Consider the following 15,550-nt stretch of genomic DNA (forward strand, 5'->3'; position numbering starts at 1 on the left):
CGGCATGAGCTAGCGTCGGCAGCATGCCTATCCGCACCGCATCCGCCCGCTGGCAGGGCAATCTCACCGAAGGTTCCGGCAACATCCGCACCGGCAAGGGCGGGTTGCAGGGGAACTACTCGTTCAAGTCCCGCTTCGAGGAGGGCGAGGGCACCAACCCGGAGGAGCTGATCGGGGCCGCCCACGCCGGCTGCTACTCGATGGCCTTCTCCAAGGCCCTGGCCGACGCCGGGTTCACGCCGACGTCGGTCGAGACCACCGCGAAGGTGCATCTCGACAAGACCGACGCGGGGATGACGGTGACCCGGATCGACCTCGACACCGTCGGCGACGTGCCGGGGATCGACGAGGCCGAGTTCAACAAGCTGGCCGAGGCCGCCAAGGCGGGCTGCCCGATCTCCCGGCTGCTCTCGCCCGGGGCCGAGATCTCGCTCAACGCCCGCCTCTCCGCCTGATCCTGGCGGGACCTCCCAACCGTTTCCCGGTCGCGGTGGTCAGGGCGGATCTCCGGTACGTCGCCGAGCGCGGCGCCGTCGGCCCTGATCATCGCGATCGTCGACCCCGGTGGCCCTGATCGTCGCGGCGCAGGTGCGGCACAATTGGGCGGTGCCGGTCGAGATGAGCCGCGAGCGTTTTGAGGAACTGGTCGCCGAGGCCCTCGACGAGGTGCCGGAGGAACTGCTCAACCTGATGAGCAACGTCGTCATCCTGGTCGAGGACGACTCGCCGGAGGACGGCCCGGAACTCCTCGGCCTCTACGAGGGCCACGCGCTGACCAGCCGGGGCTGGGACTACGCCGGGGTGCTGCCCGACCGGATCTTCATCTACCGCCGGCCGATCCTGCGGATCTGCGACGACGAGGACGACGTCGTCGACGAGGTCGCGATCACCGTCGTGCACGAGATCGCCCACCACTTCGGCATCGACGACGACCGGCTGCACGACCTCGGCTGGGCCTGACCTGCGGGAACGGCACCCCCCGGAGGCCGCCTGGTTGCGCCGGTTGCCTACCCTCGGTCCTCCACCCGTCAGGAGGAACGTGATGCGCAGCTCGCTGTTCTCGGCAGAGAACCTGGAGAAGGAGTCACACCAGCCCGGCATGCGGCTGCAGAACTCCAAGATGCTGAAGATCGAACTCAACGGCGAGGCGATGGCCCGGGTCGGGTCCATGGTCGCGTACCAGGGGCAGGTGCAGTTCCAGGCGTTGGGCTCGGGCGGGCTCGGCAAGTTTCTCAAGCAGAAGCTGACCGGCGAGGGTGTCCCGCTGATGAGGGTCAGCGGGCGGGGCGACGTCTTCCTCGCCGACTACGCGGCGGACGTGCACATCATCGACCTGGAGCACGGCGACGCGCTGTCGATCAACGGCTCCAGCGTGCTCGCCTTCGACTCCACCCTGCAATACGACATCAAGATGGTCGGCGGCGCCGGCATGATGTCGTCGTCCGGCCTCTTCAACTGCGTCTTCACCGGGGCCGGCCGGATCGCGATCACCACCAAGGGCACCCCGGTGGTGCTCAACGTGGACGCGCCGACGTACGTCGACCCGCAGGCCGCGGTCGCCTGGTCGGCGAGCCTGCAGACCGGCTACCACCGGGCCGAGCAGCTCGGCCTCGGCACGCTGCTCGGCCGGCGTACCGGTGAGGCGTTCACGATGAGCTTCGCCGGCCAGGGATTCGTGATCGTCCAGCCGTCGGAGGAGCCGCCGATTCAGGGCATGGGCCGCCAGGAGCAGAGCGGTGGCGGCGGCGGACTGCTCAACCAGCTGTTGGACTGACCGGGTGCCGGAGGCGCCCCGCCCGGGACGCCTCCGGCCCACGTCGGTGGTTCAGAACCGGCCGTACCGCCCGGCGGTGACACCGGTCAACACCCGGGTCGCGCCGTTGATGCTGCCGCTGGCGTAGTAACCGCCGATGCCGGTGCCGCTCACGCTGCCGCCGGTGTAGACGTCGTACTGCTGACCGTTGGTGATCCGGTTCGACGAGAAGACGACCTCCCGGATGGTCCGGCTCGACCGGTACGACGCCAGCACCGTGCTGCCGGAGACGACGTGCACGATGGTGTTGGCCGCGAGGGTGGTGTTGAACCGGGGAGCGACCCAGCCCTGGCCGGTGTTCGGCACCGGCCGGAACACGGCCAGTGAGGTGAGGCCGGCGCCCACCACCGTACCGGCGGTGAAGGTTATCGGCCCGTCGGCGTCGAAGGCGCCCTCGCCGCCGCCTATGGTGCTGGAGCCGTTGGCCACCACCGTGCCGCCGGCGAAGGTCAGCTCACCGTTGGAGTCGAAGCCGTCGGTTCCGCCGGTGACCACCACCGTGCCGCCGGTGACCCGGACGAACGCGATGGTGGAGGGGACCATCTCGCCGAGGCCCTCCTCCACGGCGTTGATCGCGTCGTCGCTCGCCACGGCGTTGACGGTGCCGCCGCTGATCGTCGTCCGCAGCCCCTCCACCGCCTCGTACGACCGGGTCACGTTGATGCTGCCGCCGGAGATGTTCACCGCGTTCTCGCCCTTGATGGCGTCGTCGGCGACGGCGGCGGTGATGGTGCCGTTGGTGATGGTGACGATGCCCTTGCCGGCCTCGGTGTCGTTGGACTTGAGCCCGTCGCCGCCGCTGGAGGTCACGTTGATGGTGCCGCCGTTGACGGTGAGCGAGTCCTTGCCCCGGATGGCGTCGTCCACCGAGTTCACCGTGATGGTGCCGGAGCTGATGACCAGGTCGTCCTTGCTGACGATCCCGTCCGCGAAGTTGGCGCGTACGTCCAGCGACCCGGTGCCGCCGATGGTCAGGCCGGCCGCGCTGAACAGCGCCGCGTCCGGCTCGCCGGTGTTGGTGTACGTCGACGCGTCGGTGAGTCTGTTGCTGGTACCGGCGGCCAGCGTGAGGGTGACGGCGCTGGCGTCGGTGACGTAGAGCGGAGCGGATCTGGAGTTGGTGATGGTGGCGCCGCTGAGGATGATTTCGACGTTTCCGGTGGCGGCGCTCGCCACGTTGACGTAGCCGTCGTTCAGGGTGCCGCTGATCTGGTAGGAGCCGGGGGCCGTGATGGTGACGGCGCTGCCGGAGACGGTGACGTTGCTGCCCGTGACGCTTGCGCCGGACCCGGTGAGGGTGATCGTGGCGGTCGGGGCGGCGACGGCCGCGACGGCGAGCGGGCCGGCCAGCAGGGCGGTGCTGAGCCCGCCGGCGAGGGTGGTCCGGAGTACCGCGGATTTCATGAGCGGTCCTGTCTGTCGGGGACGGAGGCTGGGACCGAGGCGTGGTGGGGGTTGCCTCGAAGCACCGGCGGCCGATCATGAACCGCTGGTGAACGGGGGGTATCCATCGACGAGTGTAAATGAATATGGCGCCTCGGGCGATGCGGAACGCACCGCCGGATGTCCCGGCAGACTCAGCTGAGTTCGCCGGCCCGCAGCCGGGTGAGCCAGGCCGCCGCGTCGGCGTAGTCGACGTCGGAGAGCCCGGCCGGCGCCGGGACCGGCCGGTCCGCCACCGCCGTGGTCCCGCGATGCCTCGGGTACGACCCCAGGAAGCGCACCTCGGCGCAGATCCGGCGCAGCCCCTGGAGCGCCTCGCCGACCCGGTCGTCGGCGACGTGCCCGGTGCAGTCGAGGAAGAAGGCGTACCGGCCGAGCGCCTCACCGGTGGGCCGGGACTCGATCCGGGTCAGGTTGACCCCGCGTACCGCCAACTCCATCAGCACGGCGAGCAGCGCACCGACCCGGTCGTGCGCGATGTAGACGGCGAGCGAGGTCAGATCGTCCCCGGTCCGGGGCGGCGGCGGCCCCGGCCGGCTGAGCAGCACGAACCGGGTCACCGCGTCGTCATGGTCGGCGATCTTGTCGGCCAGCACGGCCAACCGCTGCCGGGTGGCGCCGATCGGCGCGCAGATCGCGGCGTCCTGTTCGCCGTCGACCGCGGCGAGCGCCGCCGCGGCGTTGGAGAGCACGTCCACCACGACGGCGTCCGGCAGGTGCTCCCGGAGCCAGCGACGGCACTGGGTGGACGCCTGCGGATGGGCGGCCACGGTCCGCACCTCGGCGAGGGTCCGGCCCGCCGGGGCGGCGAGGACGAACTCGACCGGCAGCACCACCTCGCGGGTGATCACCAGCGGCTCGCCGTCGACCATCTCGTCCAGGGTCACCGCCACCGCGCCGCCGATGGAGTTCTCCAGCGGCACCAGCGCGGCGTCGGCGTCACCGGCCCGGACCGCGTCCAGCGCCTCCGGGACGCTGCGCGCCGGGGTACGGGAGCCGCGTTCCGCGGCCGGGATGGTCCGCAGCGCCTGCTCGGCGAAGGTCCCCTCGGGCCCCAGGTAGACGAAGCGGGTCGGCGGTGTTCCGGGCATGCCGTCAGCCTACAAACCGCCGAAGAGCGGCGGGGGTGCGTCACACACCGCCGTCCGGAGTGCGGGCGGCGCCTCGGCCCGGACCGTGATGGTGCAGACGTCGGTGCCGGCGGTGACCAGCCGCAGGTTGCCGGGACGGCCCCGGGTCACCGCCTGCAACGGCTCCCGGTCCGCCACCGTCACGACGCTGTACTGCCAGTCCTGCACGCAGAGCGGCCCGGTCTGGAAGGTGACCCGGCCGGACCGGGGCAGGTTGGCGGTGCGGCGCAGCAGCGCGGTCACCTGGTCACGGCTCGGCCGGCCGGCCGGGCAGGCGACCAGGGCGGTGGGACTCGGTGCCGGCGTCGGCGACAGGGTCGGCGCGGGCGTCGGCGTACCGGTGGGGCCGACCGTCGGCGTCGGGGTCGACCGGGTGGGGGTGGCCCGGGGCTCCTGGAGTTCGGGCGGCACACCGCAGGCCGCCAGGGCGAGACAGCCGGTCAGGGCGAGACAGCCGGTCAGGGCCAGGCGACCGAGCAGGGCGCCGGCGCGGAGCCGGGCTGCGGTGGGGTCGGGCGACGGGAGACGGGGCACGGCCGGATCCTCGGGCATAGGTGGCTGCCGTGGGTGGTGCGGCGGATGGCCCCGCCAATGGTAGGGCGTCGGCATGATCGACCACCCCTCAGGTGGTGATCCGGTGTCCGTACTGCCGCAGCGCCGCGAGCGCCTCGACGAGCCGTACCGAGGGGACCAGCAGATAGTCCGTGTCGAACGTCGAGAACGCCACGATGTTGACCCGGGCGTCGGCCAGCGGGACGACCAGGGAGGCGAGGATCCCGGTCAGCGCCAGGTCGAGCGGGCCGGCCACCCGGAGACAGCGCCACGGGGTCTCGACGGTGGCGTCGGCCGGGACGTGGTCGGCCCGGCAGATGATCGACAGTTCGTCACCGCTCCGGGTCACCGACAGGACGCCGGAGTCCGCGGGAGGGCTCAGCAGGCCGGCCGGCACCGTCGAGTCGGCGGGCAGCCGGCACACGGCGTACTCCTCCGGCAGCAGAGCGATGTCCAGCATGAGGAGACCTTACGGTGGGTACGCCGCCCGCCCAACACCGCGGCCCGCCGGAAGGCCCGATCGCGACGCGCGTCACCTGCCCGTGGTCGCCCGGGTGACCGGTACGTCTCGGGAAGCTGTCCGACGGGTGACCGGCCTACCTCGCGATCCGCCCCCCGGACGGCGCCGGCCCGGAGACGTGCCGGTGCCTGGCGCGGGCAGCTCGGAGAGGCGCTGGTCACACCTCGGCGAAGAAGGTGAGCGAGCCGGCGACCCGGCCGTCGGTGAGGATCGGGGTGGCGATCGCGTCCACGGTGGTGGCCTCCGGCCCCTCGGCCTCGGGGCAGCGCACCCGGAGCAGGCCCCGGGCGAGCCGGCCCGAGTGCAGGGCGAGCAGCGGCGGGATCTTCTCGACCTCCTGCTCGGTCAGCTCACCCCGGGCGGCGGTGAAGTCGAGCAGCCGCAGGTGGCTGCCGAGCAGCGGGAGGCCGAGCGCGTCGAGCGGGGCACCGAGGCCGAGCAGTTGACAGCAGGACGGCGAGACGGCCGCGATGGTGGTCTCCCGGTCGATCAGCAGGCACGGCTCGGCGGCCGTCGAGACCGTCTCGGACCAGCGGGTCAGCCCGTCGAGGTGGACCCGCCCGTCGGCGTCGTCGAAGCCGGTGGACCCGTGCCCCAGCGACGGGGTCGCCGGCGTCGGGAACGCCTCCGAGATCGAGAGTTCGACGTGGGCCACCGCGCCTCCTATTTGCCACACCATGCCCCACGCTAGCCGGTGGTCACCGGGGCCGCGACCCCCGAGATCGCCGGCCGGTCGGGCATCCCGCAGACCCCCGTCGGCGCGGCCCACCCCGCGCGCCCGATCGGGCGGCGACGGGGCGCCGCCCGACGGGTGGCGTCGGCTGGTGACGCTACCGGCGACCGGCGTGCTTGTCAGCGGCCGTTCGGCCCTCCTCGTACCACCGGTAGTCCGCCGCCGACCGGTACGGCGCGTTCAGCCAGGTGGCGGGGGACTGGGCGACCCGGGACAGCTTCTCCGCCGTGGCGGCGCTGATCCGGTTGCCGCCCGCGACGAGCAGCCGGTCGAGTTCCCGGTGGGTCGCCACCAGGCACTCCTTGGGCAGTCCGTAAACGCTGATCACCCCGGAGCCGACGAAGGTCAGTACCGGGGTGACCGGGATGGTCAGGCCGACCGCGTTGGAGAGCGCCTTGGCGGCCCGCTTCGCGTCCCGCCGCGCCTCCGACACGTACGCCGGTCGCTTGCCGTTGATCTGCACGACGTCCCCGGCGATCAGGACCCGGGACCGACCGTGGTCGGCCACGGTGACCGCGAAGAGGCCACTGGGACCGATCGCGAGGAAGCCCGCGCGCTCGTCCCGGGAGCGGTAGTCGAGGTCGAGCATGCTCGCCTCGGTCAACTCGGTACGCGGCCACTCGACCACGTGCCACGATGGACCGAGGTGGTCGAGCCGGCTCAGTGCCCGCGCCCCGGCCGCCTCGATCCGGCGGGCGTCCCGTTCCGCGCGGCGCCGACGGGCCCAGTCCATCGGCGTCGGCCGGACGGCCTCCAGGGTGGGAAGTGGGTTGACCGGCGCGGGAGGGAGGGCCCGCGCGGCGGGAACCGCTGAGCGTGCAGAAAAGACAGTCATCGTGACCTCCGGCAAAAGGTCCCTCGAAGTTATCTCCTCACTACGGTACGTGGCCAGACCTAGGGAGCGGCAAGTCGAAGCGCCGGAGTGAGTGTGGATGAATGCCCCATTCATCCGAAGCCCTTTTTCCCGGATGGTGCCAACTGCTGTCCTACGCTGCGAGGATGACCCATTTCGTGGACAGCGAGGTCGGCCGGCTCGGCACCGTACTTCTGCATCGTCCGGGGCCGGAACTCGCCCGACTCACGCCCCGGAACAACGACTCGCTGCTCTTCGACGCGATCCCGTGGGTCGGTCGGGCGCAGGAGGAGCACGACGCGTTCGCCGCCGCGCTGACCGAGCGTGGCGTCGAGGTGCTCTACATCGGAACCCTGCTCGCCGAGACGCTGGCCGTGCCGGACGCGCGGTCCGAGATGACCGAGCGGATCCTCGCCGACACCCGTCTGGGTGACACGCTGCGCCGGCGGGTGGCCGAGCACCTGTCGTACCTCGATCCGGCCGCGCTGGCCGACGTGCTGATCGCCGGCCTCGCGCACGAGGAGTTGCGGCTCGGCGGCGGCCGGGGCGGCGGCCTGGTCTACCGGCTGATGGACCGGCTCGACTTCGTGATCGACCCGCTGCCGAACCTCCTCTTCACCCGCGACTCCTCCACCTGGATCGGCGACCACGTCGCGGTGACCAGCCTGGCCATGCCGGCCCGGGGCCGGGAGACCAGCCTGACCAACGCGATCTACCGGCACCACCCCCGGTTCGCCGGCACCTCCTTCGTGTACGGCCCGGGCCTGGAGCACCTGGAGGGCGGCGACGTACTGCTGCTCGCCCCCGGGGTGCTGGCGGTCGGGGTCGGCGAGCGCACCACCCCGGCCGGGGCGGAGCGGCTGGCCCGGCGGGTCTTCGACGCGGGCCTGGCGCACACCATCCTGGTGGTGCCGATCGCCCAGGAGCGCGCCACCATGCACCTGGACACCGTCTGCACGATGGTCGACGTCGACGCGGTACTCATGTACGCGAACGTCGCCGACACACTCTCGGCGTACACGGTGGTGGCCGGCACCGACGGCGATCTCCAGCTCGACGGGCCGGCGCCGTTCCTGCGGGCGGCGGCCGACGCGATGGACCTGGACACGCTCCGGGTGATCGACACCGGCCTGGACCCGGTGACGGCGGAACGCGAGCAGTGGGACGACGGCAACAACACCCTGGCGCTCTCGCCCCGGCTCTGCGTCGCGTACGAGCGCAACGTGGAGACCAATGCCCAACTGGAACGCGCCGGCATCGAGGTGATCCGGATCGCCAGTTCCGAACTCGGCTCGGGCCGGGGCGGCCCCCGCTGCATGTCCTGCCCGCTCGTCCGGGAGCCACTGCGGGCCGAGGCCACCTCCCGGACGTAGTGCCATCCGAGGCGCGATGGAGGCACTACTACCGGAAAGAGCGCCGGTTGGTGGCGTCAGCGGTGGCGGCGGCAACGAAGATCGGGAGGGCGACCAGCAGCCGGGCGGTGGCGGCCCGGCGGGTCTGCTCGGCGATCCACGCCTTGGCCTGCTCGGCGCTGACGGCACCGGTCTGCCGGGCGGCGTCGGCGTGCCCGGCGAGCATGGGTCGCATCGCGGCATCGGTGAACACCAGGGTGTGCACCTCGACCTCGACGTCGTGGAAACCGCTGTCGAGCAGCAGGTTGCGGTAGGCACGGGCGATGCGCGGGTGCGGCACGGTGTCGGCGCGGGCGGGCACGATGCGGCGGGATGGTCCTGGGGCGGCTGGACGGGGTCGACCTGGCGGAGGCGCTGGACCACGACTGACCGCCCGATCCCCTGACCGCAGGGTGGGGCGGTGTCAGCCGGTGATGAGGGTGGCGACGGCACCGCCCGAGGTGACCGTACGCCCGGTCGTGCGCTGGTAACGCCGGACCAGGTCGTGTCCGCGTGACCGCTGGCCGATCCGGCGTTCGGCGCGCAGCAGCGGGTTGCGCGGCGGTGGCGGGAAGGTGTCGGCCAGCTCCGCGAGCAGGGCCGGAGTCCGCACCCCGGCGGTGTTCAGCACCCAGGCCGCGCCGGGGTCGAGGGCGACGAGGACGAGGGCGAGATGTTCGGGCCGGTGTTCGCGGTCCCGGCGGGCGAGCGCGAGCCGGAGTGACGCCTCGTAGGCCGCCTGGGCGTCGAGCCCGAGGGGCGGGTTCGTCCGGGCGCAGCGCCGTCGTGCCGCGACGGCTCCGAGCGGCAGCAGCGGCTCGGGTGCGGTCGGCCGGTCCAGCACGGCCGGGGTCAGCCGCGACAGGATCTGCGTGACGTCGATGCCGAGCGGTGCCAGGGTGTCACGGTCGGCGGCGGCCCCGGCGCCGAGCGGCGCGGCCCGGCGTACCGCTTCCCGGATGGTCGGCTCCGTGCCGCCGTGCCGGCCGAGGACGGTACCGACGACTCCGCCCGTCGCGGTGAGGGCGAGCAGGAGATGCTCGCTGCCGGTCCGGGGATGGTCGAGGTCACAGGCCACGGCCAGGGCGTGCGCCACCGTACGGCGGAGGTCGGGGTGATCGCCTCGGAACATCAGACCTCCTGGTCGCGATGGTGTTTCCGGTGCACGGTCTGCTTGGTGACGCCGAGCCGGACGGCGATCTCCTGCCAGGACCAGCCGGCCCGTCGGGCCGCCGCGACCTGCTCGGCCTCCAGTTGCTCCACGAGGCGGCGGAGGCGGGCGACCGCCCGCAGCGCGGCGTCGGGGTCGCTGCCGTGTGCGGCACGGTCGAGGTCGGCGATCGCGGACATGGCGTCAGCATATGCTGACGACGACGGGTCGTCAACATATGCTGACGCGACGAAGGGGCGGGCGCCCCCGACGGGTTAACGGAGCGTCAGTTGGCGGCCGAGCAGGCCCTGCTTGGCGCGGCGCCCGGCGGCGTCCAGCGGGGCCGGCTCGGCGAGGGCGGCGGCGTACCGCTTCGCGAAGTCCGCCAGCGGGGCCTCCCAGGAGTCCGGCGCGGCGTCGCGGGGAATGTCCCAGACGGGTACCAGCCGACCGTGTGCCCGGAACATCCCGGCGAACCTGGTCTGCGGCCCGAGCAGCAGCTCACCGGCGGCGGAGAGCCGGGAGAGGGCGTCCAGCGCGGCGTCCTCGTCGTCGGGGAGTACCCAGCGGACGTGGCTCTTGTCGCTGACCTGGCACCAGTACGCGGCCGGCGCGGCGGCGAGCCGGACCGTCGGGTAGATGGAGGCGTCGGCGCGCTCCAGCGACGCCTTGACGTTGGGATCGTCGGCCGCACCCGGGTCGAGCCAGAACTCGAACCCGTCGTGCAGGGTGATGTCGAGCGGCCCGTCGACCAGTACGTCCGGCAGCCGGGGACCCTCACCGGGCAGCGGCGGCACCGAGACGGTCCCCCCGGGCTCGGTACGCAGCGCGCAGAGCAGCGCCTCGGCCAGGTCCCGGGAGACGTCGCCGGACTGCACGTGCCGCTGGAGGCCGATCATGATCCGGCCGTCCGCCTTGGTGATCGCCGGTGTGGCCATCGGCAGCACGGTGGCCAGGGTGACCGGGCGGTCGCCGTACTCCACGACCAGGTGCGGTGCGAGGGTCAGCGGAGCCGAGGCGGCCGGCACCAGCTCACGCAGAGCGATCCACTCCACCTCGTCGGTCAGCCCCTCGAAGGGACGGGGTACGAAGACGTCCCGTACCTTCTGCCGCTTTCCGGTCTGGCTCTCCCCGCTCGCGGAGCTGCTGGCGCCCGCCGTGGCGGACCGGGAACTCTTTCGACGCTTGCCCACGGCGAGACAGCCTAGGCGCAACCGAGCGGACCCGGACACCCGGCGGCGCTACCGGCGGGTCACCTGCGGTCGGGCCGGCCGGGCGGGCGACGGTGCGCGATCACCGGGCGGCGACGGTCTGCCGGACCGGGTGCACCAGCCTTGCCCAGACGCTCTGGCCCAGCCCGTCGCGCTCCACTCCCCAGTCGGCGGCGAGCGCGGCCACCAGGAAGAGTCCCCGACCGTCCGTCGCCTCCGGTCCGACCTGCCGGATCCGGGGCGGGCCGGTGGCGCCGCCGTCGGTGACCCGGATCTCCACGACCTGGGCAGTCGGGCCGGTACGCAGCAGCCAGTTCAGTCGGATCATCCCGCCGGGCAGCGGCGGGGCGTGCCGTACGGCGTTGCCGAGCAGTTCGGCCGCGACCATCTCGGCGTCGCCGAGCAGCGCCGCCGGGACCGTACCGTCGAGTTCGGCACCGAGCCGGTGCCGGGCGGTACGGGCACCCTGGGCGTGCTGCGGCACCAGCAGACACCACGACCGTTCGGTCGAGATGCTCGACAATGAACCTTCTTCGACCTCCCCTTGCTGTCCGACGGACCGCAGGGTCGGACGCGGCGGGTGAGCGCCGCGCGGTTCGGGTCGAAAAAGGTTCACTCCAGGTGCCTCCTCGACGGACCGACGGACTCCAGGTGACTCCTCGACGGGCCACCCGGGCACGGCACCGCCGGGCGACCTCGGTTCAGCCTCGGGGCAGCCGCACCTCTGCGACCGTACCGCCCCCGTCGCGCGGACGGAGCGAAACCCACCCATTCTGTCGCTCGACGATCCGGCGTACGAGGTAGAGGCCCAGGCCGGCGCCGGGATAGCGGCGGCGGTCACCGGACTCCCCCTGCCAGAACCGTTCGAATGCGCGCTCGACATGCTCCGGACGTACCCCGATTCCCCGGTCGCTCACCCGGAACGCCACCGTCCGCCGGTCGGCCTCCGCGGTGAGCAGGACCGGCGAGCTGTCCGGCGAGTACTTGCCGGCGTTGGTGGTCAGCTCGGTGAGTACCGTCGCCAGGCTGGCCCGGTCGCCGAGCGCCTTCGGCAGGTTCTCCGGGAGCTGGATGACCAGCCGGTGGCGCAGCTCGGCGGGGAGGTCGGCGGCGGCCGCCCGGAGCGCGTCGAGCAGGTCGAAGGGGACCGGCGGGGCACCGCCGACCGAGCCGGCGTCGTTGGTGGTGGCGAGCAGCCGGTCCACCAGGCGGGCCAGTTCACCGGCGCGTTGGCCGATCACGCCGGCCGCCTGCCGCCGGTCCGAGTCGGAGAGCGACTCCCAGTGCGTGCCGAGCGTGTCGGCGTACCCCTTGATCACCGTGACCGGGGTACGGAGTTCGTGGCTGGTGACCGCCACGAAGAGGTCCCGGTCGTGGTCGCGGATGTGCTGGTCGCTGCTGTCCCGGAAGGTGACCACCCGGGAGGCCGCCGTACCCGGCAGGTCACCAGAGGTGATCTTGAGCCAGCGTCCGTCCGGCAGCCGGTGGTCGAGCACCTGCCCCGGCGGCGGCACCGGAAACGGCAGCGGCCGGTCGAGCAGTTCGGCGGCGCGCAGCCCGGTGACCTTCTCGGCGGCCGGGTTCCAGAGCTGGACGGTGCCGTCCCGGGTGACGATCGCCAGCCCGTCGGCCAGCGCCGCGACCACCGTGCCGTCGCCGTGCACCGGCAGGCCGGCCTGGTCGCCGTACATGTGCGCGGCGGTGGCGGCCAGGAAGCCGAGCACCGATCGGTGTTCGGGGTCGTCGGGGCGCTCGGGGTCCGGGTAGAGGGCGTAGAGGTTGCCGATCGTCAGCCCGCCGATCTCGACCCGGGCGGCGAGCATGTGTCGCAGGCCGCGCCCGTCCAGCTCCTCGGCCAGGTCCGCCGGGAGGACGTCGACGCTCATCGCGCGCACCCCCGGGCCGCAGACCAGGTCGTCGGCCGGCTGGTCGAGGATCGGGATCGGCCGGCCGACCGCCCAGTCCAGCTCCCCGTTTCCGGAGACCACCCGGCCGCCGTTCGGGCCGAACTCGACGAAGGCGACACCCGGCGCCCGGAGCGCCCGGCCGGCGACCCGCAACAGCCGGTTGAGCACCGGAAGGCCCACCTCGCCCGCGTTGAGCATCCCCAGCACCTCGGCGTGGCCGGCGATGAGGCAGGGGTAATCGGGGTGTTCCGGCATGCTCCGAGTCTGCCCGTTCGGCGGGTCTTTCGGCAGTACCGCCATTGCCGGCGCGCGCCGACCGACGTCCGACCGGACCCGGTCCGGCGGCCCGACCCGGTCGGCCGGCCCGGCGGTGGGTCGGTTCAGCGGTTCAGCCGGTCGAGGACCATGGCGGGCCGGTCGGTGATGATGCCGTCCACCCCGTGGGCCAGGGCCAGGTCCAGCTCGGGGCCGTCGTTCACCGTCCAGACGTAGACCCGGTTGCCCGCCCGGTGCAGGGCCGGGACGAGCTGCGGGCGGGTGCGGAGCAGCTTGAGGCTCGGGCCGGCGATCCGGGCGCCGAACGGCAGCCGGCCCCGGCGCAGTCCGGGAGGCGCCAGCTCCAGCAGCAGTACCGTCGGAAGTCGCGGTGCCAGCCGGCGGATCTGGCGTACCGCCAGCGGGGAGAAGGACATCACGGTGGCCCGTACCGGATCGTCCGGCCGGGGGTCGGCCAGCCCGTGCCGGTCCAGCAGCGCGACCAGGCGGCGCTCGACGCCCGAGCCGTACCGGGCGGGGTGTTTCGTCTCGATCAGCAGCTCGACCTCGCGGTCGGCGGCCCGCACCGCCCGGAGCAGGGCGTCGAGGGTGAGCAGCCGGGTCCGCTCCGGAGCCGGCGGCAGGTCGTCGTCGGGGGCGGCCCCGCGGTGCCACGAGCCGTAGTCGAGCCGTTCCAGCTCGGCCAGGGTGTACGCCCCGACCGGTCCCCGCCCGTTGCTGGTCCGTTCCAGCCGCCGGTCGTGTACGCAGACCAGGTGCCCGTCCCGACTCAGCCGTACGTCGCACTCCAGCCCGTCCGCGCCCTCGGCCAACGCCTGGAGGTACGCCGCCAGGGTGTGCTCCGGCATCGTCGCGGAGGAGCCCCGGTGCGCGAAGACCAGCGGGCGACTGCGCGGTTCCGGCACCCCGCCGGCCCCGGGCCGCCGCGGCGATCGTGCCCCGCCCGGCGCGTCGACCGGTCCGTCGCGGCACGCGGCTCCGGAACCCGGCTCACTCCTCGTGCTCATGGCTGCCGACCGGGTGCTAGATGACCCGGGCCGGCTGCCCGTCCTCGCTGGCCAGCGGGCGACCGGCGGCGGCCCACTGCCGCATGCCGCCGTCGAGGTTGCGGACGTTGTCCCAACCGTTGCTCATGAGGTAGCCGACCACCTGGCCGGAGCGGCCGCCGGAGCGGCAGACCACCACGACGTCGGCGTCGGTCGGGATCTCGGACATCCGCGCGGGCACCTCCATCATCGGCAGGTGGTGGGCGTCGGGCGCGTGCCCGGCCGCCCACTCGTCCGGCTCCCGTACGTCGAGCAGGTAGGCGTCGGCGGGTACCTCGGCGGCGGTCACGGAGGGAATGTTGGCTGCGAACACGGTTACCAAGGGTAGAGCCTGGGCGGGACCGTGCCGGAATCTACAGCCGGTTGACCCACTTCGGGTGCTGCTGTGCCCAGGTGTCCAGGTCGGCGGCGTGCATCGCGTCGAACAGGGTGTTCGCCGGCTCGTCGATCAGGACGTACGAGACCTCGTCGATCATCTCGGAGTGCGAGGGGAGCTGGATGCCGCGCAGCGCGTCGGAGCGGATCCGGCGCAGGGCGAAGATCAGGTCCTCCAGCGGTACGCCGTTGGTGTCGACGGTGAACGACGAGCCGACGGCCCGGATCACCTGGTCCAGCCGGAGCGGGTTGCGCAGCATGTCCGAGGTGGTGGCCTTGTCCATCATCGCCCGCAGCAGCTGCTGCTGGTGCCGCTGCCGGTCGAAGTCGCCGTTCGGCAGGTCGTACCGCTGGCGGGCGTAGTCCAGCGCCTGTGCGCCGCTCATCTGGTGGCAGCCGGCCTCGAAGACGTGCCGGGTGTGGATGGACCGGACCGGGGTGTCGACGCACATCCGCACCCCGCCCAGCAGGTCGATGGCGCGCTGGAATCCGGCGAAGTTCACCAGGGCGGCGCCGTCGAACCGGATCCCGGTGAGCCGGCTGAGGGTGGCGGAGAGCAGTCGGGTGCCGCCCTGGCCACCGCCGCCGTACTGGAACGCCGAGTTGATTTTGTCGGAGCCGCCGGGCCAGCCGCTGCCCGGCGCGGGCGGGATCTCGACGAGCAGGTCCCGGGGTACCGAGATCAGGTAGGCCCGGTCCAGTCCGGCCGGCAGGTGGGCGATCATGATGGTGTCCGACCGCTGGTCCGCGCCGGGGCTGGCGGCGGGTCGCTCGTCGGAGCCGACCAGCAGGTAGTTGAGCGGGCCGGAGACGTCGCCCCGGTTTCCCCGGGCGGCCGGGTCGAGGAGCAGTTGCTTGACGACGCTGTTGTCGTAGCGGTTGGCCAGCATGTGCAGGCCGGCACCACCGGCTCCGGAGACCAGCAGCAGGACCAGGCCGAGCCCGATCGCGACCTTCGCCCAGACCGGCGCCTTGCGGCGGTGCCGGGGGCGTCGCGCGGGATCCGGTCCACCGGTACGCCCGGCGCCGAAGACGCGTCCTGGCCGCCCGGGTTGGCCCGGGACCGCCCGCTTGGGTGTGAACGTGACCCCTCCCCGGACCGGCTGAGTGAAGCTTTCTCACCCAGGCTAGGGGTCCGGTTTGAGCGTCC

19 protein-coding genes are annotated in these 15,550 nt (G+C 72.8%); 4 read left to right on the forward strand and 15 right to left on the reverse strand.

The window, feature by feature from the left end; all coding sequences use genetic code 11:
* The first annotated feature begins 23 nt into the window (after window positions 1-23).
* The 3 genes from C6W10_RS30540 (at window position 24) to C6W10_RS30550 (ending at window position 1,774) form a co-directional block, all read left to right on the forward strand.
* Entirely contained in the window at window positions 24-455 is a 432-nt protein-coding gene (locus C6W10_RS30540; RefSeq protein ID WP_107262556.1) for an OsmC family protein, read from the forward strand.
* 163 nt (window positions 456-618) lie between these two features.
* Window positions 619-960 (forward strand): metallopeptidase family protein, encoded by a 342-nt coding sequence (locus tag C6W10_RS30545; RefSeq protein ID WP_101371675.1) that lies wholly within the window; start codon window positions 619-621, stop codon window positions 958-960.
* Between the two features lie 82 nt (window positions 961-1,042).
* A complete protein-coding gene (locus C6W10_RS30550; protein WP_107262557.1) occupies window positions 1,043-1,774 on the forward strand; it encodes an AIM24 family protein in 732 nt (243 codons plus the stop codon).
* A gap of 51 nt (window positions 1,775-1,825) precedes the next feature.
* Here C6W10_RS30550 and C6W10_RS30555 read toward each other — a convergent pair whose 3' ends face one another.
* The 6 genes from C6W10_RS30555 to C6W10_RS30580 form a co-directional block, all read right to left on the reverse strand.
* Window positions 1,826-3,217 (reverse strand): carbohydrate-binding domain-containing protein, encoded by a 1,392-nt coding sequence (locus tag C6W10_RS30555; RefSeq protein WP_107262558.1) that lies wholly within the window; start codon window positions 3,215-3,217, stop codon window positions 1,826-1,828.
* Window positions 3,218-3,390: 173 nt separating this feature from the next.
* The gene (gene pheA / locus C6W10_RS30560) at window positions 3,391-4,347 is read right to left on the reverse strand and encodes a prephenate dehydratase (RefSeq protein ID WP_107262559.1); all 957 of its coding nucleotides are present in this window, start codon (window positions 4,345-4,347) and stop codon (window positions 3,391-3,393) included.
* A gap of 9 nt (window positions 4,348-4,356) precedes the next feature.
* On the reverse strand, window positions 4,357-4,920 hold the full coding sequence (locus tag C6W10_RS39540) for a hypothetical protein (RefSeq protein WP_304598404.1): 564 nt from the start codon (window positions 4,918-4,920) through the stop codon (window positions 4,357-4,359).
* A gap of 88 nt (window positions 4,921-5,008) precedes the next feature.
* Window positions 5,009-5,398, reverse strand: a complete 390-nt coding sequence (locus C6W10_RS30570; RefSeq protein ID WP_107262561.1) for an ACT domain-containing protein — start codon at window positions 5,396-5,398, stop codon at window positions 5,009-5,011.
* A 217-nt stretch (window positions 5,399-5,615) separates the two neighbouring features.
* Window positions 5,616-6,113, reverse strand: a complete 498-nt coding sequence (locus tag C6W10_RS30575) for a hypothetical protein (RefSeq protein ID WP_107262562.1) — start codon at window positions 6,111-6,113, stop codon at window positions 5,616-5,618.
* A 175-nt stretch (window positions 6,114-6,288) separates the two neighbouring features.
* Entirely contained in the window at window positions 6,289-7,026 is a 738-nt protein-coding gene (locus tag C6W10_RS30580) for a hypothetical protein (RefSeq protein WP_107264413.1), read from the reverse strand.
* Between the two features lie 164 nt (window positions 7,027-7,190).
* Here C6W10_RS30580 and C6W10_RS30585 point away from each other — a divergent pair, with 164 nt between their 5' ends.
* Window positions 7,191-8,417 (forward strand): arginine deiminase, encoded by a 1,227-nt coding sequence (locus tag C6W10_RS30585; protein WP_107262563.1) that lies wholly within the window; start codon window positions 7,191-7,193, stop codon window positions 8,415-8,417.
* A gap of 28 nt (window positions 8,418-8,445) precedes the next feature.
* Here the strand turns inward: C6W10_RS30585 and C6W10_RS30590 are convergent, their stop codons facing one another.
* The 9 genes from C6W10_RS30590 to C6W10_RS30630 all read right to left on the reverse strand — a co-directional run bounded on the left by C6W10_RS30590 (window position 8,446) and on the right by C6W10_RS30630 (window position 15,326).
* Window positions 8,446-8,757, reverse strand: coding sequence for a hypothetical protein (locus C6W10_RS30590; protein ID WP_107262564.1), 312 nt, complete (start codon window positions 8,755-8,757; stop codon window positions 8,446-8,448).
* 102 nt (window positions 8,758-8,859) lie between these two features.
* Window positions 8,860-9,567 carry a Clp protease N-terminal domain-containing protein gene (locus C6W10_RS30595; RefSeq protein WP_107262565.1) on the reverse strand — a complete coding sequence of 236 codons (708 nt, stop codon included), beginning with the start codon at window positions 9,565-9,567 and terminating at the stop codon, window positions 8,860-8,862.
* Entirely contained in the window at window positions 9,567-9,785 is a 219-nt protein-coding gene (locus C6W10_RS30600; protein ID WP_107262566.1) for a helix-turn-helix domain-containing protein, read from the reverse strand. The genes C6W10_RS30595 and C6W10_RS30600 overlap by 1 nt, the downstream gene beginning before the upstream one ends.
* A 75-nt stretch (window positions 9,786-9,860) precedes the next feature.
* A complete protein-coding gene (locus tag C6W10_RS30605; RefSeq protein WP_369937224.1) occupies window positions 9,861-10,778 on the reverse strand; it encodes a DUF5926 family protein in 918 nt (305 codons plus the stop codon).
* Window positions 10,779-10,878: 100 nt separating this feature from the next.
* On the reverse strand, window positions 10,879-11,286 hold the full coding sequence (locus C6W10_RS30610) for an ATP-binding protein (protein ID WP_199853505.1): 408 nt from the start codon (window positions 11,284-11,286) through the stop codon (window positions 10,879-10,881).
* Between the two features lie 211 nt (window positions 11,287-11,497).
* Entirely contained in the window at window positions 11,498-12,958 is a 1,461-nt protein-coding gene (locus C6W10_RS30615) for a PAS domain-containing sensor histidine kinase (RefSeq protein WP_107262569.1), read from the reverse strand.
* 125 nt (window positions 12,959-13,083) lie between these two features.
* Window positions 13,084-13,884 carry a glycerophosphodiester phosphodiesterase gene (locus C6W10_RS30620; protein WP_369937227.1) on the reverse strand — a complete coding sequence of 267 codons (801 nt, stop codon included), beginning with the start codon at window positions 13,882-13,884 and terminating at the stop codon, window positions 13,084-13,086.
* Window positions 13,885-14,002: 118 nt separating this feature from the next.
* Entirely contained in the window at window positions 14,003-14,338 is a 336-nt protein-coding gene (locus tag C6W10_RS30625; RefSeq protein ID WP_101368731.1) for a rhodanese-like domain-containing protein, read from the reverse strand.
* A 40-nt stretch (window positions 14,339-14,378) separates the two neighbouring features.
* A complete protein-coding gene (locus tag C6W10_RS30630; protein ID WP_199854098.1) occupies window positions 14,379-15,326 on the reverse strand; it encodes an LCP family protein in 948 nt (315 codons plus the stop codon).
* Window positions 15,327-15,550 lie beyond the last annotated feature (224 nt).

This window comes from Plantactinospora sp. BB1 (assembly GCF_003030385.1).
Lineage (GTDB): Bacteria > Actinomycetota > Actinomycetes > Mycobacteriales > Micromonosporaceae > Plantactinospora.

Excerpts from the sequence above, each read along its gene's own strand:
- C6W10_RS30540 (WP_107262556.1), top strand. The coding sequence starts at position 24 with ATGCCTATCCGCACCGCATCCGCCCGCTGGCAGGGCAATCTCACCGAA.
- C6W10_RS30545 (WP_101371675.1), top strand. The coding sequence starts at position 619 with ATGAGCCGCGAGCGTTTTGAGGAACTGGTCGCCGAGGCCCTCGACGAG.
- C6W10_RS30550 (WP_107262557.1), top strand. The coding sequence starts at position 1,043 with ATGCGCAGCTCGCTGTTCTCGGCAGAGAACCTGGAGAAGGAGTCACAC.
- C6W10_RS30555 (WP_107262558.1), bottom strand. The coding sequence starts at position 3,217 with ATGAAATCCGCGGTACTCCGGACCACCCTCGCCGGCGGGCTCAGCACC.
- pheA (WP_107262559.1), bottom strand. The coding sequence starts at position 4,347 with ATGCCCGGAACACCGCCGACCCGCTTCGTCTACCTGGGGCCCGAGGGG.
- C6W10_RS30570 (WP_107262561.1), bottom strand. The coding sequence starts at position 5,398 with ATGCTGGACATCGCTCTGCTGCCGGAGGAGTACGCCGTGTGCCGGCTG.
- C6W10_RS30580 (WP_107264413.1), bottom strand. The coding sequence starts at position 7,026 with ATGACTGTCTTTTCTGCACGCTCAGCGGTTCCCGCCGCGCGGGCCCTC.
- C6W10_RS30585 (WP_107262563.1), top strand. The coding sequence starts at position 7,191 with ATGACCCATTTCGTGGACAGCGAGGTCGGCCGGCTCGGCACCGTACTT.
- C6W10_RS30595 (WP_107262565.1), bottom strand. The coding sequence starts at position 9,567 with ATGTTCCGAGGCGATCACCCCGACCTCCGCCGTACGGTGGCGCACGCC.
- C6W10_RS30600 (WP_107262566.1), bottom strand. The coding sequence starts at position 9,785 with ATGTCCGCGATCGCCGACCTCGACCGTGCCGCACACGGCAGCGACCCC.
- C6W10_RS30615 (WP_107262569.1), bottom strand. The coding sequence starts at position 12,958 with ATGCCGGAACACCCCGATTACCCCTGCCTCATCGCCGGCCACGCCGAG.